This window comes from Sphingomonas sp. PP-CE-3G-477 (assembly GCF_003050745.1).
In the GTDB taxonomy this organism is placed as follows: domain Bacteria; phylum Pseudomonadota; class Alphaproteobacteria; order Sphingomonadales; family Sphingomonadaceae; genus Sphingomonas.
On sequence record NZ_QAOF01000004.1, the window covers coordinates 171,910 to 194,285 of the forward strand.

The following is a 22,376-nucleotide window of genomic DNA, read 5'->3' on the forward strand; positions in this document are numbered from 1 at the left end:
AAGCATGTAAATCAACGCTCGACCTTCGGACCAACCCGCTCAGCTCCGTCCTGCACGCCGCCCTTGCGCGGTGCAGGATCGGCCCGCAGACCCAGCGTGATCAGCAGCGACGACGACACGTAGATCGACGAATACGTCCCCACGACGATACCCAGGATCATCGCCGCAGTGAACCCGCGCAGCACATGGCCGCCGAGCACCAGCATCGCGACCAGCGCGAGCAGGATCGTCACCGACGTCATCACGGTGCGCGGCAGCGTCTCGTTCACCGACAGGTCGATGATCTCGCGCATGTCCATCTTCCGATACCGGCGCATGTTCTCGCGGATACGGTCGTCGATCACGATCTTGTCGTTGATCGAGTACGAGATGATCGTCAGCACCGCCGCGACGATGTTGAGATCGACCTCGAAATAATTCCGCATCAGCGCGAAGAAGCCGACGGTCATCAGCAGATCGTGGACGATCGCGACGATCGTCGACACGCCGAACTGCCATTCGAACCGCACGACCGCGAACAGCGCGATGCCGAGGATCGAGAGCACCACCGCGAGCAGGCCCTTAGTAATCAGCTCGTCGGACACCTTACCGGTAATCGTATCGTATTTCGAGAAGGTCGAGCCGGGGAACTTGACCGCGAGATCGTCCGACACCTTCTTGACGAGTCGGTTGGTGGCACCCTCGTCGCCGTTCTCCGGCAGGGGAAGACGAATCGACAGCGTCTTGGGATCGCTGAACGACTGGATTGCCGCTTCGCCTACGCCGAGTCGATCGACCTCGGTCCGCACCGCCTCGATCGACGGCGCAGTCGCGAAGTTCTGCTCCATCAGGACGCCCCCGACGAAATCGACGCCCATGTTCAGGCCGCGGAATGCGACAAGGCCCACCGCGAGAAGCGAGAGGATCAGGGTCAGCCCGAACGCCCATTTACGGAGCGACACGAACTTCAGGTTGGTGTTGTCGGGTACGAGTTTCAGCAGGCGCATGGTTATCTCCCGCCTCAAATATTGATCGTGGTGGGGCGGTTCTTCCGCAGCCACAACGCGACCATCATCCGCGTGAACGTGACGGCGGTGAACACCGACGTACAGATCCCGATCAGCAGAACGACCGCAAAGCCCTTCACCGGACCCGAGCCGAGCAGCAGCATGATCACGCCGGTGATGGCGTGCGTCACGTTGGCCTCGAAGATCGTCCGCGATGCTTCCTTGTAGCCGAGCTCGACCGACTGGATCACGCTACGCCCGCGTCGCCGCTCCTCGCGGATACGCTCGTTGATCAGCACGTTGGCATCCACCGCGGTACCGATCGTCAGCACGAATCCGGCGATACCGGGCAGCGTCAGCGTCGCGTTCAGCATCGCCATCACCGCGACGATGACCAGGATGTTTATGACCACCGCAAGGTTCGCATAGACACCGAACCGGCCATAGGTGACGAACATGAACACGATCACCGCGAGTGCCGCGATGATCGAGGCCAGCACGCCGGCCCGGATCGAATCCTTGCCAAGATCGGGGCTGACGGTGCTCTCGGCAATGATCTTCAGGTTGACCGGCAACTTGCCCGAGCGGAGCGAGATCGCGAGCGCGTTCGCGGACTCGACCGTGAAATTGCCCGAGATCGACGCGCGACCGCCGAGGATCGGCTCGTTGATGTTCGGGGCCGAGATTACCGAATTGTCGAGGATGATCGCGAACGGCTTGTTCGTGTTCTCCGTCGTCACCTTGGCGAAGCGACGGCCGCCGACCGCGTCGAACGTGATCGCGACTTGCGGCGCGTTCGACTGCTGCTCGAACTCCTGGCGTGCATCGGCGAGCTGGTCGCCCGAGATGATCACCGAGCGCTTGACCGCGATGAACGGCACGCCCTGCGGGTTGCCGGGGTAGGGGAGGACCTGGCTGCCGACCGGGGCGATGCCCTTGACCAGGTCTGTCGGGTTGGCGGTCTGGTCGACCAGCTTGAATTCGAGCTTGGCGGTCTTGCCGAGCAGGCTTTTCAGCGCCTGCGGGTTCTGCAGCCCTGGCACCTGGACGACGATCCGGGTCGCGCCCTGGCGAACGATCGTAGGCTCCTTGGTGCCGAGTTCGTCGATGCGGCGGCGGACGACTTCGGTCGCGTCCTTCATCGCGGTGTCGATCGCCTGGGTCAGGCCGGCCTCGGTCGGCTTGAGCACGAACCGGCTCGTGTCGACGACGGTGATGTCCCACTCGCGCTGGCCACTCATCCCGGCGCCACCGCCGGTGATCGCCAGCAGGCGTTCGCGCGCCGCGTCGACTTGGCTCGGATCACGCAGCAGGAAGCTCAGCTGGCCGCCCCGCGTCGAAATGTCGCCGATCTCGATCCGCGGCGTCCCGTTGCGCATCGTCCCCGCGACGCTGTCGCGCATCGCCTCGATCCGCGTCGCGGCGAGGTCGGCGGTATCCGCCTCGAGCAGCAGATAGCTGCCGCCGGCGAGATCGAGCCCGAGGTTGATGTGCGGATGCGGAATCCGCGCCCATTGGCTCGTGGTGCTCTCGGGGAGGAAACTCGGGATCGCCAGCAGGCAGAGTGCCGCCAGCAACCCGATGATCGACCCGACCTTCCAGCGCGGAAAATCCAACATCAGTCGTTGGCCGGCTTCGTGTTCGGGCTGGTGATGTCGGTCAGCGTCGCCTTGACGACGCGCACACGGACATTCGGCGCGATCTCGACCTCGACGACATTATCCTCGACCTTGGTCACCTTGCCGAGGATCCCGCCCGAGGTGACGACGCTGTCGTTCTTCTTCACCGCGGCGACCGACGCCTGCAGCGCCTTCATGCGCTTTTGCTGCGGACGGATCATCAGGAAATAGAACACGACGAACACGAGGAAGAGCGGCGCGAGGCTCAGGAACGAGGCGATCCCGCCTCCGGCCGTGGCGGCGCCGTCTGCGGCCTGGGCGTATGCTGGTGAGATGAACATGGAGTTCCGTATCTGTGAAGGGTGGCTCGGTTCGCGCGCCGCGCGGCCGGTCGCAATGGTCCGCCCGCTATCATCGCTTGGGGTCCCGTGCAACTGACGCGGGCGTAGACGGTTCGTGTAGAGACCACGATGAAGTTGCGGCGAAACCGGGGCGAAACAGGAGAGATGCGATGATTCTGGTGATGGGGCATATCAAGCTGGCCGCAGGCGAGGGCGCGAAGATCGCCGACATGCTGGTCGCGCACATGGCCGCCTGCGCCGCGGAGGACGGCTGCGAGTTCTACAATCTCGCGCTCGATCTGGTCGATCCCGACCTGATCCGGATCTCCGAACGCTGGGCGAGTCCCGAGGCGATCGCCGCGCACGGCCAGGCTGATCACCAGAAGGCATTCGGTCGCGCGCTCGGCGGGTACACGATCGAGCAGATCAGCGTGAAGGCGTACGACGGCAGGTTCTGGCGTACGCTGATGGGCGAGTGATGTAATCTTTGCGGCCAAGCGGCGTTGCGACTTGCATCGCACGCCGACCCTGCGTAGAGCGCGCGGCTCGGGCTGCTATGCGGCCCGTTCGGTCGGAGCGTAGCGCAGCCTGGTAGCGCACCACACTGGGGGTGTGGGGGTCGCAGGTTCGAATCCTGTCGCTCCGACCATTTTCTTATATCGATGAAAAGACGGACTCGTGCAGCTCTTGTGCGAGCGCATCCCGTTACACTCGTCGTCATCCCCGCGGAGGCGGGGACCCATAAACTCGAACGTTGCCTGTCACCAGCAACGCCAGCCCGTATGGGTCCCCGCCTGCGCGGGGATGACTGAACTTGGAATGGGGCCGACCCTGATGCCGGCCCCGTCCGGTGATCTTACGCCGTCTCGCTCACCGTCGCCGCATGACCCACGGCAACCGCGCTGAGGTTCACGATCCCGCGCGCCGTCACGCTAGGCACCATCATCTGCAACGGCTTCGCAAGCCCCAGCAGCATCGGCCCCAGAGGCAACGACTCGGTCGACGCCGACAGCAACGACACCGCGATGTTCGCCGCATCGATGTTCGGCATCACCAGCAAATTCGCCGACCCGGTCAAAGGACTGTCCGCGACCAACCGCCGCCGCAGCGCCTCCGACAACGCCGCATCGCCGTGCATCTCGCCGTCGAACTCGAATTCCGGCGCGAACTCCTTCAGCAACGCATGCCCCGCGCGCATCTTCTGCGCCGAGGGCGACCGCGACGCACCAAAGCTCGAATGCGACAGCAACGCCGCCTTCGGTTCGATCGCGAACGCCCGCACCGCTTCGGCCGCGAGCAAGGTCATCTCGGCAATCTGCTCGGCGGTCGGATCGACCGTCACGTGCGTATCGCAGAAGAACAAGCTGCCGGTGCGCAGGATCACTGCCGACATCGCATATAGCCGCGAGACGCCCGGCATCCGCGGGATCAACGGCATGACGTACGTCATCTGCGTCCACCAGTCGCCGATGCCCCCACACAAGGCCGCATCGACGCGGCCCTCACGCAGCAGCATCGCCGCCGCCACGCTCGGACGAGTCCGCAGCGCACGCTCGGCGCTGTCGGGCGGCGACCCACGACGCCCGACCAGCGCGTTGTACCCGGCAAGCAACGGATCGAACACTTCGCGGTCCGTACCCGGATCGAGCACCTCGACATCGGTGCCGATCGCCATCCGCAACCCGCTCGACTGGATCTTCTCGGCGATCACCTCGCGCCGCCCGATCAGCACCGGCCGCCCGATACCCTCGTCGATCACCGTCTGCACCGCGCGCAGCGTGCGGTCGTCCTCGCCTTCGCCATACGCGATCGAGCGCCCCGCCTGCTTGGCGCGCGCGAAGATCGGCCGCATCAGCTGGCCCGAGCGGTACACGAACACTTCGAGGTCACGCAGGTACGCATCGAAATCCTCGATCGGCCGCGTCGCTACGCCCGAGTCCATCGCCGCCTTCGCCACTGCCGGCGCGACATGCAGGATCAGCCGCGGATCGAACGGCTTGGGGATGATGTAGGTCGGCCCGAACACCGGCGTCGCGCCACCGTAGGCGGTGACGACCACATCGGAAGCCGTAGCGCGCGCCAGGGCCGCGATCGCGTCGACCGCCGCCACCTTCATCGCCTCGTTGATCTCGGTCGCGCCGACGTCGAGCGCCCCGCGGAAGATGAACGGGAAACAGAGCACGTTGTTGACCTGGTTCGGAAAATCCGAGCGGCCCGTGGCGATGATCGCGTCGGGCCGCGTCGCATGCACCAGCGCCGGCTGGATCTCCGGCTCAGGGTTCGCCAGCGCCAGGATCAGCGGATCGGGCGCGAGCAGATGCAGCCATTCCTGCTTCAGCACGCGCGGTGCCGACAGCCCGAGGAAGATGTCTGCCCCCTCCAGCACGTCCGGCAGGGTCCGCGCGTTGGTCGTGCGCGCGTACCGTGCCATGTTTGGCGGCATCACGTCGCCGCGATCCTTGTGCACGACGCCCGCGATATCGGTCAGCGTCACGTTCTCGGGGTTGAGCCCCATCGACACCAGCAGGTCGACCGTCGCGAGCGCCGCCGCGCCTGCGCCCGACGTCACCAGCTTCATCTGGTCGAGCCGCTTGCCGCGCAGTTCGAGCACGTTGCGCACTGCGGCGGCACACACGATCGCGGTGCCGTGCTGGTCGTCATGGAACACCGGGATGTTCATCAGTTCGCGCAGCTTCGTCTCGATCTCGAAGCATTCGGGTGCCTTGATGTCCTCGAGATTGATCCCGCCGAACGTCGGCTCGAGCACGCGGACCGCCTCGATGAACGCCTGCGGATCGAGCTGGTCGATCTCGATGTCGAAGCAGTCGATCCCGGCGAATTTCTTGAAGAGCACCGCCTTGCCCTCCATCACCGGCTTCGACGCGAGCGCACCGATCGCACCGAGCCCCAGCACCGCGGTACCGTTGGTGATGACCGCGACCAGATTGCCCCGCGCGGTATAGTCGCGCGCCTTGTCCGAATCGGCGGCGATTTCCTCGCACGCAGCGGCCACGCCCGGCGAGTACGCGAGCGCCAGATCGCGCTGCGTCGCCATCCGCTTGGTCGCCTCGACCGAGAGCTTACCGGGCTTTGGATAGCGGTGATAATCGAGCGCGGCTTTGCGGAAATCGTCTTCCATGGTCTTCCTAACCTGTCGGCCGCGGCGGCGACCGGGTGGGCGCGGGCAAGGCCCGCGGCGAATGTTCAAGGGAGCGCATAGCCTTAGGGGCACCAATCCGCCAACCCCGCGCGGACGTAGCGTCGGTTTGGGTGGGGGGCGGGTGCACGCCGGCTACCCTGGAACTGGCCACCACCCCGGCGAAGGCCGGGGCCCAGTTGGAACGTCAGAGGTAACGAAGCGCCGTCCTCCGTTACAACCGTCCCCCAATTGGACCCCGGCCTCCGCCGGGGAGGTGCGATCTGATCGGATGGGCCGGGCCCCCTTTTTCGTTCTCCCGCGAAAGCGGGAGCCCAGGAATCACGAGCGGCGTCCGCCGTAACCCTGGCTCCCCGCCTCCGCGGGGGAACGGTAGAGAGCGGAAGTGAGGGAACGATGCAGGGCATGACCCGCCAAGAATCCCCTGTCCTAAAGCGAACCAATATGGTTCGCTCCCGCCAACAAAACCGGGAGCCAGCCATGACCATCGACCACCTAATCGACGCCGTCATCGACCGCGAAGGCGGCTACACCAACCACCCCGCCGACCGAGGCGGCCCCACCAGATACGGCATCACGCAACAAGTAGCCCGCACCAACGGCTACCCCGGAGATATGCGCAACTTCCCCCGCGACCAGGCCGAAACCATCTACCGCCGTCTCTACTGGACCCGCCCCGCCTTCGACCAGATCGCCCCCCGAACCCCCAAGATCGCCGAAGAACTCTTCGACACCGGCGTCAACATGGGCCCCGCGGTCGCCGCCACCTTCCTCCAACGCGCGCTCAACGCGCTCAACCGAGGCGCCACCGACTACCCCGACATGACCCTCGACGGCCGCATCGGCCCAGCGACGCTCACCGCGCTCGACGCCTTCCTATCCCGCCGAAAACCCCGCGGCGAAACCGTGCTGCTGAAAGCGATCGAGGCGCTCCAGGGCGAACGCTACGTAGCGCTCGCCGAGACGCGTCCCGCCAACGAAGCCTTCCTCTACGGCTGGCTCGCCAACCGCACCTGAGACGCCCCGACGAAACGCTCCCAGCGTCTACACTTCCTATACTTCACTTTTGCCGGAGGCAGCCAATGACCGCGCAACCCCTTGATCCCGCACCAGATCCCTGGATCACGCGAGCCCGCCCGACGTTTCTCTACGTGATGTACACCTTGCTGCTCGGCGCAATCCCCGCAGGCCTGATCGCCGCCGTCCGCCCACAAACGGCACAGGCGATCGCCGCCGGGATGTCCGCGTACCTCAACGCGATCCCCGAACCCCTCTACGCACTCTTCGCCACCGGCTATCTCGGCTACACGGTGGCGCGCGAATGGGGGAAGGGGCGGTGAGATGTGCTCGCCTTGGGACGTCATTCGCGCAGAATAAATCGCCCGCACTCCCCACACCCGTTCGTGCCGAGTAGCGACCGAGTAGCCCCCTTGGGCGTATCGAGGGCGCGTATCGAGGTACAGGTGACGCGCGCAACCTCAATCCCTCGATACGCAATCTCGACAAGCTCGATCGCTACTCGGGACGAACGGCAGGGGTAGCGTAAGCGGACATGGTCGGGCCCCGTTGCACCCCCAAAACCAAACCCTACATCGCGCCTATGAGCAACGACCCCCACGCCATGCCGACATGGCACGGCACCACGATCCTCTCGGTCCGCCGCGGCGGCAAGGTCGTCGTGATCGGCGACGGCCAGGTCTCGATGGGCCAGACCGTCATGAAACCCAACGCGCGCAAGGTCCGCCGCCTAGGCGACGGCAGCGTCATCGGCGGGTTCGCCGGTGCGACTGCCGACGCGTTCACGCTGTTCGAGCGCCTCGAGCGCAAACTCGAAGCGCACCAGGGCCAGCTCCTCCGCGCCGCGGTCGAGCTCGCCAAGGACTGGCGCACCGACAAGTTCCTCCGCAACCTCGAAGCGATGATGATCGTCGCCGACAAGGACGTGACGCTGATCCTCACCGGCAACGGCGACGTCCTCGAACCCGAGAACGGCGTCGCGGCGATCGGCTCCGGCGGCAACTACGCGCTCGCCGCGGCCCGAGCGCTGGTAGAATACGAGACCGACGCCGAAGTCCTCTGCCGCAAGGCAATGGGCATTGCGTCCGAGCTCTGCGTCTACACCAACGACCGCCTCACGGTCGAAACGATGGACAGCACGACGTAATTCCTTCTCCCCCTCCCGCAAGCGGGAGGGGGCAGGGGGTGGGCGCCCGCTCACCTCCAGCGCAACCTTCGAGGGAAGCGCGAGCCCACCCCCAGCCCCTCCCGCTTGCGGGAGGGGAGCGAGAAAACCATGAACGACCAGCTCACCCCAAAGGCCATCGTCGCCGCGCTCGACGCTCACATCATCGGCCAGGCCGCCGCCAAGCGCGCGGTCGCCGTCGCGATGCGCAACCGCTGGCGCCGCCAGCAGCTCAGCGAAGATCTCCGCGACGAGGTCACGCCCAAGAACATCCTGATGATCGGACCGACCGGCTGCGGCAAGACCGAGATCAGCCGCCGTCTGGCCAAGCTCGCCGACGCGCCGTTCGTGAAGGTCGAGGCGACCAAGTTCACCGAAGTCGGCTATGTCGGCCGCGACGTCGAACAGATCGCCCGCGACCTCGTCGAGGAAGCCATCCGCCTCGAAAAGGAACGGCGTCGTATAGCCGTCAAGGACAAGGCGGAAGAAGCGGCGATGGGACGTCTGCTCGACGCCCTCACCGGCAAGAACGCGAGTGAAGCGACGCGCGAGAGCTTCAAGCAGCGCTTCCTCGACGGCCATCTCAATAACGCCGAAGTCGAGATCGAAGTCGAGCAGGCGCCGACCACGCCGTTCGAAATCCCCGGCGGCGCGCCGCAGATGATCAATCTCGGCGAGATGATGAAGTCGTTTGGCGGCGGCCAGCAGTTGAAGCGCCGGAAGCTCACCGTCCACGCGGCGTGGGACAAGCTCGTCGAGGAAGAGGCCGACAAGCGTCTCGACCAGGACGAGGTCAGCCGTGCGGCCCTTGCCGACGCGGAGGCCAACGGCATCGTCTTCCTCGACGAGATCGACAAGATCGCCGTCTCGGACGGCCGCGGCGGTTCGATCAGCCGCGAAGGCGTCCAGCGCGACCTGCTCCCGCTGATTGAGGGCACAACCGTCGCGACCAAGTACGGCCCGATGAAGACCGACCACATCCTCTTCATCGCAAGCGGCGCGTTCCACGTCGCCAAGCCGAGCGACCTGCTCCCCGAATTGCAGGGCCGCCTGCCGATCCGGGTCGAACTGAAGGGCCTGACCGAAGCCGATTTCGTCGCGATCCTGTCCGACACCAAAGCGTCGCTGCCGCTGCAATACAAGGCGCTGATCGCCACCGAAGGCGTCGGCATCGAGTTCACCGAAGACGGCATCGCCGCGATCGCGCGCATCGCCGCAGAGGTGAACTCGGAGATCGAAAACATCGGCGCCCGGCGTCTGCAGACGGTAATGGAAAAGCTGCTCGAGGAGGTGAGCTACAATGCAGAGGACCGCGGCGGCTCGAACCTCGTCATCGACGGCGCGTACGTCGACAGCCAGCTGAAGGAAATTGCCCGCAACACCGACCTGAGCCGGTTCGTGCTGTAAGGGCCAAGCCTAACCGTTTTCCTGCGAACGCAGGAATCCAGGGTAACGTGGCGAAACGCTCGTAACCCTGGACTCCTGCGTGCGCAGGAGAACAAAATTGGAGAGGAGAAACCATGGACGTGACCGAAGCCATAGCCGCTCGCCGCTCCGTCCGAGGCTTCCTCGACACCCCCGTCGATCCCGCACTCCTCCGCGACCTCGCTGTAAAAGCGTCCCGGGCCGCGACCGGCGGCAACCTCCAGCCTTGGCACATCGCCATCGTCCAGGGTGACGCCATGACCCGGCTCAAGGCCATAATGGCCGAAAAGATCGCCACTGGCGCAACCGAAACCCCAGCCTACGACGTCTACCCTCGCGACCTCGTCGCCCCATACCGGGACCGCCGCTACGCCGTCGGCGAAGCTATGTACGCGCACCTCGGCATCCCCCGCGACGACAAGCCCGCACGCCAAAAATGGTTCGCCCAAAACTTCCAGTTCTTCGGCGCCCCCGCCGCGTATTTCTGCACGGTCGATCGCTGCATGGGGCCGCCGCAATGGTCGGACCTCGGCATGTACCTGCAAAACCTGATGCTGCTCGCGGTCGACGCCGGCCTCGCCACCTGCCCACAGGAATGCTGGGCGATGTATCCGGAAACGGTCGGAAGGGTCTTGGACATGCCCGACGACCGCATGCTCTTCTGCGGCATGGCGATCGGTTATGAGGACAAGAGTGCGACTGCCAACGCGTTGCGCACGGAGCGTGCGGACGAGGCGGAATGGCTGACAACGATCAGCTAACCTGCGCAGTTACCTCAAAATTAAGCCACCGCCCCGGCGAGGGCCGGGGCCCAGTTGGGGGACGATTGTAACGGATGAAAGCGCTTCGTTACGCCGGCCTTGCCAACTGGGCCCCGGCCTTCGCCGGGGTGGTGTATATGGGCCAAGTGCCTCGCCCCCATTTTGTTCACCCGCTAAGGCGGGTACCCAGACTGGGTCCCCGCCTTGGCGGGGAAACAGGTTTTTAGAGGATTACCGTAACCGGCTCGGCACCCTTGATCCCCGCGAGGATCATCGCTTCCCAGACCGCAGGGTCACCCGCCGCGGCCATCGCCTTGTCAGGCTCGCGCAACGTTTTCAGGACCGCCAGCGCATCGGGCAGATAGTCCGCCCACGCATCGTCGATCAGCCGCGACGCTGATTCGGCATCGCCGCCGGCGTTCGCGCTGATCCGCTGTCCCGCCAGCACGCGCGCGACGCGTTCGGCGACAGGTGTAGTGGAAACGTCCATGAGCATTCTCCTCGCGGGACCGGTCTACACCAAACCCGCGAGGCGAACGAATGCTCCTTAGCGTGCCGAGCTCGGGCCCGCGCCGCGGCTCGGACCACGACCACCGCCGCCGCCACCAGCCGGACGACCGCCGCCGCTCTGGCCGCCGGGACGACCACCGCCCTGCGGACGACCGCCGCCGCCGCCCTGACCGCGGCCGCCACCCTGGCCACCACGGCTAGCACCCGCATAGTTGCGGCCGGTCGTCCCGGTCGCCCGCGGCGAATGCGTCGCGCGCGGCCGTGCCGGATCGCGCGGACGGTCGATCCGGACCTCGGGATCGGCACCCATCGTCTTCACGCGCGTCTGCTTGATCTGGTTCGACAGGTTGACGAAATCGTCCGGCAGCGAACGGACTTGGACCTTCTGGCGGGTGATCCGCTCGATGTCGCGCAGGTACGCCTTCTCGTCATCCGCGCAGAACGCGACGGCGATGCCGCTCGCGCCCGCACGCGCGGTACGGCCGATGCGGTGGACATACTGCTCGGCGACGTTCGGCAGCTCGAAGTTGATGACGTGCGAAACGCCCGAGACGTCGATGCCGCGTGCGGCGATGTCGGTCGCGATCAGGACCTTGACCTTGCCCTGCTTGAATTCGCCGAGGGCGCGCTCACGCTGGCCCTGGCTCTTGTTGCCGTGGATCGCGTTCGACGCGATACCGTTGCCGGCCAGCAGCTTCACGACGCGGTCCGCGCCATGCTTGGTGCGCGTGAACACGAGCGCACGGTCGATCGCCGGATCGGCCAGCGTGATCGTCAACAGCGCCTGCTTCTCCGACTGGTTGCAGAAGGTGACATACTGGTCGACGCGCTCTGCCGTCGTCGCGGCCGGCTTCACCGACACCGTCTTAGGGTCGAGCAGGAACTGGCTGGCCAACTCGCGGATCGCGACCGGCATCGTCGCCGAGAAGAACAGCGTCTGGCGCTTCTTCGGCAGCATGCGGACGATCTTCTTCAGCGCGTGGATGAAGCCAAGATCCATCATCTGGTCGGCTTCGTCGAGCACGAGGATCTCGATCATCGACAGGTTCACGAAGCCCTGCTCGATCAGGTCGATCAGGCGGCCCGGCGTGGCAACGAGGATGTCGACGCCGCGGCTCATGTCCTGGCGGTTCTTGTTGATGCTGGTTCCGCCGAACACGGTCGTCACCGACATCTTGCTGAACTGGCCGTAAGCGCGGGCACTGTCTGCAATCTGGCTGGCGAGTTCGCGCGTCGGTGCGAGCACCAGCATGCGGCAATGCGTCGGCAGGACGCGCTTCTGGTTTTCGGTCAGCCGCTGGATCGACGGCAGCACGAATGCCGCGGTCTTGCCGGTGCCGGTCTGCGCGATGCCGAGCAGATCGCCACCCTCGAGCAGGATCGGGATCGACTGGGCCTGGATCGGCGTCGGCTCGGTATAGCCCTTGGCTTCGAGCGCACGGACGAGCGGCTCGGCGAGGCCGAGGTTTGCAAATGACATGAATAGTCTCTCAAATAGATGCCGGGCTCGCGAATCCACACAAGGACGCGCGAGGGGCGGTGGTGTTTTGACACCCCGCGTGAAAAGGGAAGCCCGTTGGAAACGACCGAGGCGGAGCTAAGACCGGCTAGGGTCCAATCACGCTGCATTACGCCTCGATATGCCGCAGGTGAAGCAAACCGCGCGAAAAGTCAAGCTTTGCCGTTCGGACGGCAAGCGTAGCCCCCTGCGGATCGCGGTGCGGATCGCGGTTTAGCCGATGACCTGCCCAAGGTGCAGATAGCGTTCGTTAAATTCCGCGACGTCGCGCAATCGCGACCAATCCACCACGCTGACCTGGCGTTTCTTGCGGACGATCAACTGGTCCGTCTCCAGCGATTTCAGCACGCGGTTCACATGAACGGGGGTCAGCCCGAGTGCATCGCCGAGCTGTTCCTGCGTCATCGGCAGCTCATAGGCGATGTCGCCGCCCGAGGTCGATTTGTTGAACCGAACGGAAAACTCGCACAGCAGATGCGCGAGCCTGCTGCGGGCGTTGCGACGACCGATGTTGAGCAGCCATTCCCGGTGTATCGACGATTCGACCAGCGCATCGATCCACAGCGCATGACCCGCCGCCGGACATGCCGCAATAAGCTGTCGCAACGCGGTGATGGGGATTTCCGCCAGCGTGACGCGGGTCAATGCCTGGATGTCGTGGTCGGATTCATCGAGAAACAGGTTTTGAAGATCGACGAATTCGCCGGGCGTCAGGATCGATACGATCTCGCGTTCGCCGTTGGGCGTCAGCTTTTGACGGTAGGCAAGGCCTTCGACGATGAACGCGCACCGGGTCGGTCGCTGCCCCTCGCGCAGAACATACGTCGACGCGTCGATCGTCCGGACCTTGAAGGGCAATGTCGCTACGTGCGCACGATCGGCCGCACTCATCGCGACTCGCGATGCGAACTTTCGAATCAACTGTTCAGTCACGGTGGAATTATCCACGTGCACGCTCCGCATCAAAGGCAGGAGCACTGGTTTCTCGCTCTCCCCTTCATAAGGATAGCGCGTTGCGAACGTGCTCACCTTATCCCAGGATTGAGCCGAATGGTAAAACCCATGTTAAACTATATGACGGCGTCTCGCCTCGATGCGCGGGCCGAAAGACTCCCCGCCGCCAGTCAGGCGCGTGCCATCATTCGCCTGGTTCGCGGGGGTCTTCGACCGTGACGACGACGGTCAACAGGATCGTATCTCGTGCATCGCGGACCGACACGCTGAAGCGGTTGCCTGCGCTGACGATCCCGGGATGATCGCGCAGGTAATCGCCGGCGAAGATAATCGCCTGGACCCGCGCTTCGTCGTCGTCCGCGAGGTCCGTGCCCTCGTTGTCGCCGTCGTGCGTATGGTTGTCGGTATCGAAGAAGTATCTGGGCATGCTCGACTTCCTCTACCGTTACGCAAGCCCGATCCTAACAGGCTGGAAATCTAACCGCTTTCACCAAAATCAGGTTTGGCACCAGCGGCATACTCGACTTGAACTGCCTCAGGGGCGTAGGACGTTGCAAACAAATAGAGGATCCGCTGCATGAAACTGGCCAGTCTGAAGCATCCCGATGCCACCCGCGGGCGAGACGGCAAGCTCGTCGTCGTTTCCAACGACCTCGCCTGGTATGCCGATGCGAGCCATATCGCGCCGACGCTGCAGGCCGCGCTCGACGACTGGGATCGATTGTCGCTGGACCTCAAGAACCTGGCGACCGATCTCGAGCATGAGATGATCCCGATGCGGCGCTTCCACGAGCATGACGCCGAGTCGCCGTTGCCGCGTGCGTATCAATGGGCGGACGGCTCGGCATATGTGAACCACGTCGCGCTCGTGCGACAGGCGCGAGCGGCGGACATGCCGGACAGTTTCTGGCACGACCCACTGATGTACCAGGGCGGCTCGGACGGGTTCCTCGGCCCACGCGATCCGATCCCGCTCGCCGACGAGTCCTGGGGTTGCGACATGGAGGGCGAGGTCGTCGTGGTCACCGGCGACGTCCCCCTCGGTGCGAGTCGCGACGAGGCGCTGGCGGCGATCCTGCTGGTCGGGCTCACCAACGATGTCTCGCTTCGCAACCTGATCCCCGGCGAGCTCGGCAAGGGCTTCGGCTTCTTCCAGTCGAAACCGGCCAGCGCGTTCTCGCCGGTCTTCGTCACTCCCGATGCGCTCGGCGACTGGTGGAAGGACGGCAAGCTGCACCGCAAGCTGATGGTCGACCTCAACGGCCAGCCGCTTGGTCGCGCCGAAGCCGGCGAGGACATGACGTTCGATTTCGGCACGCTCGTCGCGCACGCGGCCAAGACGCGGAAGCTGGGGGCGGGGACGATCATCGGCTCGGGCACCGTCTCGAACCGCGGTGCCGATGGCGGCCCCGGCAAGTCGGTTGCCGAAGGCGGCGTCGGCTATTCCTGCCTCGCCGAAGTGCGGACGATCGAGACGATCCAGGGCGGCAAGCCCGTCACGCCGTTCCTAAAGCAGGGCGACGTCGTCCGCATCTGGGCGGAAGACGACAAGCGCCATCCGATCTTCGGCGTGATCGAGCAGACCGTCGGCGGCTGAATTCGGCGGAGGGGGAGAAAAAATCCGCGCGGCACATCGTGAATGCGCAACTCCCCCTCACAATATGCGTTGAAATTTAATAACAAGCCTCGGTAAGAGTGTTCCGCGGTCACAGCGGCCTCATGGAGATGGAATGACGATGGCAAGCGAGCATCCGCGCGCCAATTTGCAGCCACTTACGCTGCATGTCCCCGAGCCGAAGTTCCGCCCCGGCGATGCGGCGGACTTTGCCGAAGTCGACGTGCCGCCCGCCGGCGAAGCGCGCCGCCCCGACACCGCGGACAAGGCGTCCGACTTCATCGATCTCGCCTACACGCTGGTCCGCGTACTCGACGACGACGGCAACGCTGTCGGGCCTTGGGACCCCAAGCTTTCGCCCGACGTGATGCGCCGCATGTTGCGCAGCATGGCGCTGCTCCGCGCATTCGACGAGCGCATGTTCCGCGCACAGCGGCAGGGCAAGACCAGCTTCTACATGAAGGCGCTTGGTGAGGAGGCGGTCGCGGTCGCGGCGGCCTATGCGCTCGACTACGAGGACATGTGCTTCCCCTCGTACCGCCAGCAGGGGCTGTTGATCGCGCGGGGCTGGAGCCTCGTCGACATGATGAACCAGATCTATTCGAACACGGCCGATAGGCTCGGCGGCAAGCAGTTGCCGATCATGTATTCGGTCAAGGAAGCCGGCTTCTTCTCTATCTCGGGCAACCTCACGACGCAGTATCCGCAGGCGGTCGGCTGGGCGATGGCCTCCGCCGCCAAGGGCGACACGCGGATCGCCGCAACCTGGTGCGGCGAAGGCTCGACCGCTGAGGGCGACTTCCACTCCGCCTGCACCTTCGCCGCGGTCTACCGCGCGCCGGTGATCTTCAACGTCGTCAACAACCAGTGGGCGATCTCTAGCTTCTCCGGGTTCGCCGGCGCCGAGGCAACGACCTTCGCGGCACGCGCGGTCGGCTACGGCATTGCCGGGCTTCGGGTCGACGGCAACGATGCGCTGGCGGTCTATGCAGCGACCGAATGGGCCGCCGAGCGCGCGCGCACCAACCAGGGCCCGACGCTGATCGAGCACTTCACCTACCGCGCGGAAGGCCATTCGACCTCCGACGATCCGGGCCAGTATCGCAGCGAAGGCGAACCCAATGCCTGGCCGCTCGGCGACCCGATCAAGCGCCTCAAGGATCACCTCATCGCGATCGGCGAATGGGACGACGAGCGCCACGCCGCGCAGGACAAGGAACTCGCCGAGCAGGTCAAGGCTGCGCAGAAGGAAGCCGAGAAGAATGGCATCCTCGGCCACGGCCTCCATCAGCCGCTCGAATCGCTGTTCGACGGCGTGTTCGAGGAACTGCCGTGGCATCTGAAGGAGCAGCGCCAGCAGATGCTCGACGAGGAAACGGCCAGCGGCCGTCCATGGGATCGCAAGGCATGAGCGACATGACGCAAGCACCCGAGTCCGAGGCAACGGACGCCGAACCCATCACCCGCATGAACATGATCCAGGCGATCAACTCCGCCATGGACATCATGATGGAGCGCGACCCCGACGTGATCGTCATGGGCGAGGACGTCGGCTATTTCGGCGGCGTGTTCCGCGCGACCGCCGGGCTGCAAGCCAAGCACGGCAAGACCCGAGTGTTCGACACCCCGATCACCGAATGCGGCATCATCGGCGTCGCGGTGGGCATGGGCGCCTACGGCCTGCGTCCCGTCCCCGAGATCCAGTTCGCCGACTATATCTACCCCGCGCTCGACCAGCTCGTGTCCGAAGCCGCACGCCTGCGCTACCGCTCCGCCGGCGAGTTCACCTCGCCGATCACGGTCCGCTCCCCGTTCGGCGGCGGCATCTTCGGCGGCCAGACGCACAGCCAGTCGCCCGAGGGGCTCTTCACCCACATGTCCGGCATCAAGACGGTCATCCCGTCGACGCCGTATGACGCCAAGGGCCTGCTGATCGCCGCGATCGAGGACAATGATCCGACGCTCTTCTTCGAGCCCAAGCGCATCTACAACGGCCCGTTCGACGGCTATTGGGATCGCCCGTCGCAGAACTGGTCGAAGCACCCCGCCGGCGAAGTCCCGACCGGCTATTACAAGATCGAACTCGGCAAGGCGAAGATCGTCCGTGCCGGCGAGGCGCTCACCATCCTTGCCTACGGCACGATGGTTCATGTCTGCGCGGCCGTCGTCGCCGAGGCCGGGATCGACGCCGAGATCGTCGACCTGCGCACGCTCGTCCCGCTCGATATCGAGACGATCGAGGCGTCGGTGAAGAAGACCGGCCGCTGCATGATCGTCCACGAGGCGACTCGCACCAGCGGCTTCGGCGCGGAGCTGTCGGCGATCGTCCAGGAACGCTGTTTCTACCATCTCGAAGCGCCGATCGAGCGCGTGACCGGGTTCGACACGCCGTACCCGCACAGCCTCGAATGGGCGTATTTCCCGGGGCCGGTTCGCATCGGCGAAGCCCTGAAAAAGATCATGAAGGACGCATAATGGCCCGCTTCACCTTCAAGCTGCCGGACATCGGCGAAGGCATCTCCGAGGCCGAGATCGTCGCGTGGCACGTCGCCATCGGCGACCGCGTCGAGGAGGATTCGCCGATCGCCGACATGATGACCGACAAGGCCACCGTCGAGATGGAGTCGCCGGTGACCGGCGTGGTCGTCGAACTCGCGGGCGAAGTCGGCGATCAGGTCTCGATCGGCGCTGCGCTCGTGGTGATCGAGACGGACGCGGTCGACGCCGCGGACGAAGTCGTCGCCGCGCCTCTGACCTCGGCGCAGGCGGAAACAGCCGAACAATACGAAGCCGAGAACCCGGGCGTCGAAGAGGTGGTGACACCTCCCTCTCCCCTCCGGGGAGAGGGTCGGGGTGAGGGGCAGCCCCAGGCGGAAACGCAGGCAACTGCCCCAGCCCCTCACCCCAGCCCTCTCCCCAACGGGGAGAGGGAGCAGCAAGCACGTGCTCTCCCCAACGGGGAGAGGGAGCAGCAGGCGCAAGCCGTTCCTGTGGCTGAGGCGGAGCAAAAGGCCCATGCGCTCGCATCCCCCGCAGTCCGCGCCCGCGCCCGCGACCTCGGCATCGACCTCGCCTCGGTAAAGACCGACTCCGACCGCGTCCGCCACGCCGACCTCGACGCCTATCTCCGCTACGGCTCGGGCGAAGGCTACCACCCCCCGCACGCGTCGCGCGTTCGCGAAGACCAGCCCATCAAGGTCATCGGCATGCGTCGCCGCATCGCCGAGAACATGGCCGCATCGAAGCGCGCGATCCCGCACTTCACCTATGTCGACGAGATCGACGTCACCGCCCTCGAAGCGATGCGCGCCGACCTAAACGCCAACCGCGGCGGTCGCCCCAAGCTGACGATGCTGCCGCTGATGATCGTCGCGATCTGCAAGACGATCCCCGACTTCCCGATGCTCAACGCGCGCTACGACGACGAGGCGGGCGTGGTCACGCGCCACGGCGCCATCCACCTCGGCATGGCCGCGCAGACCGACGCCGGCCTCACCGTTCCCGTGATCCGCGACGCACAGGACCGCAACGTCTGGCAGCTCGCCACCGAGATCACGCGCCTCGCCGAAGCCGCCCGCGCCGGCAAGCTCGCCCCCAGCGAAATGGGCGGCGGCACGATCACCGTGACCTCGCTCGGCCCGCTCGGCGGCATCGCCACGACCCCGGTCATCAACCGCCCCGAAGTCGCGATCATCGGCCCCAACAAGATCGTCGAACGCCCGGTCTTCCGTTCTGATGGAAGAGGGGGCGACGAGGTCGTCCGCGCCAAGCTGATGAACCTGTCGATCAGCTGCGACCACCGCGTCGTCGATGGCTGGGACGCGGCAAGCTTCGTCCAGGGTCTCAAGAAGTACCTCGAAACCCCCGTCCTGCTCTTCGCGGACTGAACGCACGTGAAGGGCATGCACCGCGGAGACCTGACGATCGAGGGTAAGTTCGAGGGCATGCTCGACGGCACCGCGATCGTCCCAGCCGGCGCCACCGCCGAGATCGCCGGGATGATCGACGGCATGCTGATCGTCGAACCGGGCGCAACCGTGCTCGTGAGCGGCATGGTCGACGGCGAGATCGTCGATCGTGGCGGTCAGATCACCATAACCGGCATGGTCAGCCGCTAACCGCCGCGCGCCTACGCCGCAGACGTGAAGTACCCAGACAATCCTCCCCCGCCAGGGGGAGGTGGCAGGCAAAGCCTGATGGAGGGGGCGGCAAGCGGAACCGGTGTTTACACCCCTAGACCCACATCACCCCCGAGCCTTCTGCAAAGACCCCGCGATCCGCCGGGCAAGACTCCGCGGCGTAAACCGTATCCCCTCGGCCATCGCGAAGTTCAGCGCACCCGACACCTTCACCGCCCGGTTTGCGGCCAGCGCCGCCAACCCGTCACGCACCACCGCCGCCGGATCGCTCGCCAGTCGCTCGAACAGCGCGGTATCGCCGAGCCCAGCCACATCGGCGAACTCGGTCCGCGTGGGCCCGGGGCACAGCGCCGCCACGCGCACGCCCTTGCCCTTCACCTCCTCGTGCAACGCCTCGGAAAAGCTCAGCACGAACGCCTTGCTCGCATAATAGACCGCCATCCACGGCCCCGGCTGGAACGACGCGACCGAAGCGAGGTTGAGGATTCCGCCCGATCCGCGCGCGATCATCTGCGGCAGCACGGCATGCGTCAGCGCCACCAGCGCACGGCAATTCAGGTCGATCATGCCCAGTTGCAGCGCGCTATCGAGCGCCGCGAAATCACCCCGCGCGCCGAACCCGGCATTGTTGACGAGTATGTCGATCGGCAACGCGGCGGCTGCGATGGCAGCCATGAGCGTGTCCGGACCAGCCTGGTCCGCGAGATCGGCGGCAAACACGTGCACCGTGACGCCGTGCGCCGCACGCAGTTCGGCGGCCAGCACCTCCAACCGATCGACCCGACGCGCGGTCAGGATCAGCGCATTGCCCTCAGCCGCAAGCGCCCGCGCAAAACCCTCGCCCAAACCCGCCGATGCGCCGGTGATCAATGCCGTCGTCATAGCCCGCATCCCTATCCGAGAAGCCAAGAACCTGCGCCGCCGCCGATGTCTTGGCAACTACACCCTCTCCCATCGGGGAGAGGGAAGGGGCCCGCGGCGTCTTCGCCGTGGGAAGGGTGAGGGCACGGCTCCATCAGCCCCCGCGTCAAACGATCTCGAACAACCCCGCCGCGCCCATGCCCCCCGCGGTGCACATCGACACCACGACATAGCGCACCCCGCGCTTGCGTCCCTCGATCAGCGCATGCCCGACCAGCCGCGACCCCGTCATCCCGAACGGATGCCCGACCGCGATCGCGCCGCCGTTGACGTTGTACTTCTCCGGATCGATCCCGAGGAAATCGCGACAATACAGGCACTGCGACGCGAACGCCTCGTTCAGCTCCCAGAGCCCGATGTCACCAACCGACAACCCCGCCCGCTCGAGCAGTTTCGGGATCGCGAAGATCGGCCCGATACCCATCTCCGCCGGGCTGCACCCCGCCGCCTGGAACCCGCGGTAGATGCCGAGGATGTCCTTGCCCTCGGCCTCCGCGGTCTTGCGATCCATCAGTAGTTGCGCAGATGCCCCGTCTGACAACTGGCTCGCATTACCCGCAGTCACGCTCGATCCCGGCCCCGAGAACTCGCCGCCCGGCCACACCGTCTTCAGCCCGCGCAATCCTTCCAGCGTCGTCCCCGCGCGAATGCCCTCGTCCTGCGACAAGGTGACGCTCTCGATCCCGGCATGCGCGCCCTGCTTGTCGTAGAGCGCCTTTTCGACGGTGATCGGCACGATCTCCTCGGCAAATGCTCCGCTCGCCAGCCCGGCGGCAGCACGCTGCTGGCTCATCGCGGCGTATTCGTCCTGAGCCTCGCGACTGATGCCGTATTTCTCCGCGACGATCTCGGCGGTCTCGATCATCGGGATATAAGCCGCCGGCTCCTTCGCCAGGACGCTCGCATTGACGAAGCGCGGCGCGTCCTTCGTCACGGTGTAGCTGATCGACTCCATCCCGCCCGCCAGCGCGACATCCGCCTCGTCGCACATGATCGTCCGCGCCGCGAGCGCCACCGCGGTCAGCCCCGACCCGCACTTCCGATCGAGCGTAAACGCGGGCACCGATCCCGGCAGCCCGCCCGCGAAGATCGCCATCCGCCCTGCATTGCCGCCCTGCGTGCCCCATTGATTGCCGACGCCCCAGAACACCTCGTCGATCCGCGCCGGATCGATCCCCGCGCGCTCGACCACCGCGTTCATCACATGCCCCGCCAGCACCGGCGCCTCGGTCGCATTGAAAGCGCCGCGATACGCCTTGCCGATAGCGGTACGGGCGGTCGAGACGATGGCGGCTTCACGCATGCTGGAACCTTTCGAGGATCGGGTATGCAGATAATCTAGGCGGTGGCCCGATCGTTTGAAAGTGCTTTGACGCTATCCGGCGCGCAAGCGGGCGGATATCGAGACGGCTTCGAGGAGAATGCAATGACCGATCAGGCACGCACAAACGGCGTCGACGTCACCCGCGACGGGCACGTCGCGATCGTCACGTTCGCGCGGCCGCCGCACAACTTCGCCGATCTCGCGCTCATCGAGGCGATCGGCGCTGCGTTCGCCGCCGCGGATGCCGACCGCGACGTGCGCGCGATCGTCCTGCAATCCGAAGGCAAGGTGTTCTGCGCGGGGGCGGACCTCGTCAACGCCAATCCGGTGGCCGCGGACCGAACGGAAGGCGAGCGCAACCCGTTCTACGTCGCCGCCGCCAAGCTGTTCGCGGTCGAGACGCCGGTCGTCGCGGCGATCCAGGGTGCTGCGGTCGGGGCGGGACTCGGCCTAGCGCTGGTCGCCGATTTCCGCGTGGCCTCGCCCGATGCGAAGTTCGTCGCCAACTTCGTCCAGATCGGCTTCCACCCCGGCTTCGGTATCTCCGCGGTGCTGGAGCGTGTCATCGGTCGCCAGCGCGCGCTGCTGATGAACCTGACAGGGCGCCGCATTCGGGCGGAGCAGGCGGAGGCCTGGGGGCTGGCTGATGCAGTCGTTCCGGCGGACCGGTTGCGCGCCGAGGCGTTGGCGCTGGCATCGGAGATAGCGGCAGGTGCGCCGCTCGCGGTAGGCTCGACGCGAAAGACGATGCGCGGAGACCTGTTCGCGCTGGTCCAGTCACAGACCGATCACGAACTCGCCGAACAGGCCTGGCTGCAGAAGACCAACGACTTTGCGGAAGGCGTCCGCGCGGTCAGCGAGAGGCGGCCGGGAAATTTTACCGGCACCTAAAAACGTGTTCCCCCGCGAAGGCGGGGGCCCAG

The 22,376-nt window shown here is 65.7% G+C and carries 21 protein-coding genes, 1 tRNA gene and 1 pseudogene; 13 read left to right on the plus strand and 10 right to left on the minus strand.

The window, feature by feature from the left end:
• Positions 1-11: 11 nt before the first annotated feature.
• The 3 genes from secF to yajC are packed head-to-tail and all read right to left on the minus strand — an operon-like array spanning position 12 to position 2,946.
• Positions 12-986 (minus strand): protein translocase subunit SecF, encoded by a 975-nt coding sequence (gene secF / locus C8J45_RS10195; protein WP_107963129.1) that lies wholly within the window; start codon positions 984-986, stop codon positions 12-14.
• A gap of 14 nt (positions 987-1,000) precedes the next feature.
• Positions 1,001-2,605 carry a protein translocase subunit SecD gene (gene secD, locus C8J45_RS10200; RefSeq protein WP_107963130.1) on the minus strand — a complete coding sequence of 535 codons (1,605 nt, stop codon included), beginning with the start codon at positions 2,603-2,605 and terminating at the stop codon, positions 1,001-1,003.
• Positions 2,605-2,946, minus strand: a complete 342-nt coding sequence (gene yajC, locus C8J45_RS10205) for a preprotein translocase subunit YajC (protein ID WP_056416442.1) — start codon at positions 2,944-2,946, stop codon at positions 2,605-2,607. The genes secD and yajC overlap by 1 nt, the downstream gene beginning before the upstream one ends.
• Positions 2,947-3,116: 170 nt before the next feature.
• On the opposite strand from yajC, the gene C8J45_RS10210 reads away from it, so the two are divergent.
• Complete coding sequence (locus C8J45_RS10210) at positions 3,117-3,425, plus strand: putative quinol monooxygenase (RefSeq protein ID WP_107963131.1); 309 nt, start codon at positions 3,117-3,119, stop codon at positions 3,423-3,425.
• A gap of 93 nt (positions 3,426-3,518) precedes the next feature.
• Positions 3,519-3,595, plus strand: a tRNA-Pro gene (locus C8J45_RS10215).
• 207 nt (positions 3,596-3,802) lie between these two features.
• Here C8J45_RS10215 and C8J45_RS10220 read toward each other — a convergent pair.
• Complete coding sequence (locus C8J45_RS10220) at positions 3,803-6,085, minus strand: NADP-dependent malic enzyme (RefSeq protein WP_107963132.1); 2,283 nt, start codon at positions 6,083-6,085, stop codon at positions 3,803-3,805.
• 498 nt (positions 6,086-6,583) lie between these two features.
• On the opposite strand from C8J45_RS10220, the gene C8J45_RS10225 reads away from it, so the two are divergent.
• The 5 genes and pseudogenes from C8J45_RS10225 to C8J45_RS10245 all read left to right on the plus strand — a co-directional run bounded on the left by C8J45_RS10225 (position 6,584) and on the right by C8J45_RS10245 (position 10,471).
• A complete protein-coding gene (locus C8J45_RS10225) occupies positions 6,584-7,120 on the plus strand; it encodes a glycoside hydrolase family 108 protein (protein WP_107963133.1) in 537 nt (178 codons plus the stop codon).
• Between the two features lie 95 nt (positions 7,121-7,215).
• A pseudogene (locus C8J45_RS10230) lies at positions 7,216-7,443 on the plus strand (3TM-type holin); the annotation flags it as partial.
• 281 nt (positions 7,444-7,724) lie between these two features.
• Positions 7,725-8,267, plus strand: coding sequence for an ATP-dependent protease subunit HslV (hslV, locus tag C8J45_RS10235; protein WP_056066793.1), 543 nt, complete (start codon positions 7,725-7,727; stop codon positions 8,265-8,267).
• A 129-nt stretch (positions 8,268-8,396) separates the two neighbouring features.
• Complete coding sequence (gene hslU, locus C8J45_RS10240) at positions 8,397-9,692, plus strand: ATP-dependent protease ATPase subunit HslU (protein WP_107963135.1); 1,296 nt, start codon at positions 8,397-8,399, stop codon at positions 9,690-9,692.
• 113 nt (positions 9,693-9,805) lie between these two features.
• Positions 9,806-10,471, plus strand: a complete 666-nt coding sequence (locus C8J45_RS10245) for a nitroreductase (protein ID WP_107963136.1) — start codon at positions 9,806-9,808, stop codon at positions 10,469-10,471.
• 223 nt (positions 10,472-10,694) lie between these two features.
• On the opposite strand, the gene C8J45_RS10250 is transcribed toward C8J45_RS10245, so the two are convergent.
• The 4 genes from C8J45_RS10250 to C8J45_RS10265 form a co-directional block, all read right to left on the minus strand.
• Positions 10,695-10,961, minus strand: coding sequence for a hypothetical protein (locus C8J45_RS10250; protein ID WP_107963292.1), 267 nt, complete (start codon positions 10,959-10,961; stop codon positions 10,695-10,697).
• 57 nt (positions 10,962-11,018) lie between these two features.
• Positions 11,019-12,461, minus strand: a complete 1,443-nt coding sequence (locus C8J45_RS10255; RefSeq protein ID WP_107963137.1) for a DEAD/DEAH box helicase — start codon at positions 12,459-12,461, stop codon at positions 11,019-11,021.
• A 252-nt stretch (positions 12,462-12,713) separates the two neighbouring features.
• A complete protein-coding gene (locus C8J45_RS10260) occupies positions 12,714-13,433 on the minus strand; it encodes a Crp/Fnr family transcriptional regulator (protein WP_258191400.1) in 720 nt (239 codons plus the stop codon).
• Positions 13,434-13,638: 205 nt separating this feature from the next.
• Positions 13,639-13,881 carry a DUF6894 family protein gene (locus C8J45_RS10265; RefSeq protein ID WP_107963139.1) on the minus strand — a complete coding sequence of 81 codons (243 nt, stop codon included), beginning with the start codon at positions 13,879-13,881 and terminating at the stop codon, positions 13,639-13,641.
• 150 nt (positions 13,882-14,031) lie between these two features.
• Here C8J45_RS10265 and C8J45_RS10270 point away from each other — a divergent pair, with 150 nt between their 5' ends.
• From C8J45_RS10270 to C8J45_RS10290, 5 genes are all read left to right on the plus strand, one after another.
• Complete coding sequence (locus tag C8J45_RS10270) at positions 14,032-15,051, plus strand: fumarylacetoacetate hydrolase family protein (protein WP_107963140.1); 1,020 nt, start codon at positions 14,032-14,034, stop codon at positions 15,049-15,051.
• A gap of 139 nt (positions 15,052-15,190) precedes the next feature.
• Complete coding sequence (locus tag C8J45_RS10275; RefSeq protein ID WP_107963293.1) at positions 15,191-16,480, plus strand: thiamine pyrophosphate-dependent enzyme; 1,290 nt, start codon at positions 15,191-15,193, stop codon at positions 16,478-16,480.
• 56 nt (positions 16,481-16,536) lie between these two features.
• Positions 16,537-17,544 (plus strand): alpha-ketoacid dehydrogenase subunit beta, encoded by a 1,008-nt coding sequence (locus C8J45_RS10280; RefSeq protein WP_056053047.1) that lies wholly within the window; start codon positions 16,537-16,539, stop codon positions 17,542-17,544.
• Positions 17,544-18,956: a dihydrolipoamide acetyltransferase family protein gene (locus C8J45_RS10285; RefSeq protein WP_107963141.1), complete on the plus strand. Its 1,413-nt coding sequence runs from the start codon at positions 17,544-17,546 to the stop codon at positions 18,954-18,956. Before C8J45_RS10280 ends, C8J45_RS10285 begins: the two co-directional genes overlap by 1 nt.
• Before the next feature lie 15 nt (positions 18,957-18,971).
• On the plus strand, positions 18,972-19,187 hold the full coding sequence (locus C8J45_RS10290; RefSeq protein ID WP_107963142.1) for a hypothetical protein: 216 nt from the start codon (positions 18,972-18,974) through the stop codon (positions 19,185-19,187).
• Positions 19,188-19,313: 126 nt separating this feature from the next.
• On the opposite strand, the gene C8J45_RS10295 is transcribed toward C8J45_RS10290, so the two are convergent.
• Entirely contained in the window at positions 19,314-20,090 is a 777-nt protein-coding gene (locus C8J45_RS10295; protein ID WP_107963143.1) for an SDR family oxidoreductase, read from the minus strand.
• Positions 20,091-20,235: 145 nt separating this feature from the next.
• On the minus strand, positions 20,236-21,432 hold the full coding sequence (locus C8J45_RS10300; protein WP_107963144.1) for an acetyl-CoA C-acyltransferase: 1,197 nt from the start codon (positions 21,430-21,432) through the stop codon (positions 20,236-20,238).
• A 123-nt stretch (positions 21,433-21,555) separates the two neighbouring features.
• Between C8J45_RS10300 and C8J45_RS10305 the strand changes: the two genes are divergently transcribed.
• Positions 21,556-22,344 (plus strand): enoyl-CoA hydratase/isomerase family protein, encoded by a 789-nt coding sequence (locus C8J45_RS10305; RefSeq protein WP_107963145.1) that lies wholly within the window; start codon positions 21,556-21,558, stop codon positions 22,342-22,344.
• Positions 22,345-22,376: the final 32 nt, after the last annotated feature.

Bases quoted from the DNA above. Each gene is read 5' to 3' on its own strand.
- C8J45_RS10225 (WP_107963133.1), top strand. From the start codon at position 6,584: ATGACCATCGACCACCTAATCGACGCCGTCATCGACCGCGAAGGCGGC.
- C8J45_RS10285 (WP_107963141.1), top strand. From the start codon at position 17,544: ATGGCCCGCTTCACCTTCAAGCTGCCGGACATCGGCGAAGGCATCTCC.
- hslV (WP_056066793.1), top strand. From the start codon at position 7,725: ATGCCGACATGGCACGGCACCACGATCCTCTCGGTCCGCCGCGGCGGC.
- C8J45_RS10245 (WP_107963136.1), top strand. From the start codon at position 9,806: ATGGACGTGACCGAAGCCATAGCCGCTCGCCGCTCCGTCCGAGGCTTC.
- C8J45_RS10250 (WP_107963292.1), bottom strand. From the start codon at position 10,961: ATGGACGTTTCCACTACACCTGTCGCCGAACGCGTCGCGCGCGTGCTG.
- C8J45_RS10220 (WP_107963132.1), bottom strand. From the start codon at position 6,085: ATGGAAGACGATTTCCGCAAAGCCGCGCTCGATTATCACCGCTATCCA.
- yajC (WP_056416442.1), bottom strand. From the start codon at position 2,946: ATGTTCATCTCACCAGCATACGCCCAGGCCGCAGACGGCGCCGCCACG.
- C8J45_RS10270 (WP_107963140.1), top strand. From the start codon at position 14,032: ATGAAACTGGCCAGTCTGAAGCATCCCGATGCCACCCGCGGGCGAGAC.
- C8J45_RS10280 (WP_056053047.1), top strand. From the start codon at position 16,537: ATGAACATGATCCAGGCGATCAACTCCGCCATGGACATCATGATGGAG.
- C8J45_RS10290 (WP_107963142.1), top strand. From the start codon at position 18,972: ATGCACCGCGGAGACCTGACGATCGAGGGTAAGTTCGAGGGCATGCTC.
- hslU (WP_107963135.1), top strand. From the start codon at position 8,397: ATGAACGACCAGCTCACCCCAAAGGCCATCGTCGCCGCGCTCGACGCT.
- C8J45_RS10265 (WP_107963139.1), bottom strand. From the start codon at position 13,881: ATGCCCAGATACTTCTTCGATACCGACAACCATACGCACGACGGCGAC.
- C8J45_RS10305 (WP_107963145.1), top strand. From the start codon at position 21,556: ATGACCGATCAGGCACGCACAAACGGCGTCGACGTCACCCGCGACGGG.
- C8J45_RS10275 (WP_107963293.1), top strand. From the start codon at position 15,191: ATGGCAAGCGAGCATCCGCGCGCCAATTTGCAGCCACTTACGCTGCAT.
- C8J45_RS10255 (WP_107963137.1), bottom strand. From the start codon at position 12,461: ATGTCATTTGCAAACCTCGGCCTCGCCGAGCCGCTCGTCCGTGCGCTC.
- secD (WP_107963130.1), bottom strand. From the start codon at position 2,605: ATGTTGGATTTTCCGCGCTGGAAGGTCGGGTCGATCATCGGGTTGCTG.
- C8J45_RS10295 (WP_107963143.1), bottom strand. From the start codon at position 20,090: ATGACGACGGCATTGATCACCGGCGCATCGGCGGGTTTGGGCGAGGGT.
- secF (WP_107963129.1), bottom strand. From the start codon at position 986: ATGCGCCTGCTGAAACTCGTACCCGACAACACCAACCTGAAGTTCGTG.
- C8J45_RS10300 (WP_107963144.1), bottom strand. From the start codon at position 21,432: ATGCGTGAAGCCGCCATCGTCTCGACCGCCCGTACCGCTATCGGCAAG.
- C8J45_RS10210 (WP_107963131.1), top strand. From the start codon at position 3,117: ATGATTCTGGTGATGGGGCATATCAAGCTGGCCGCAGGCGAGGGCGCG.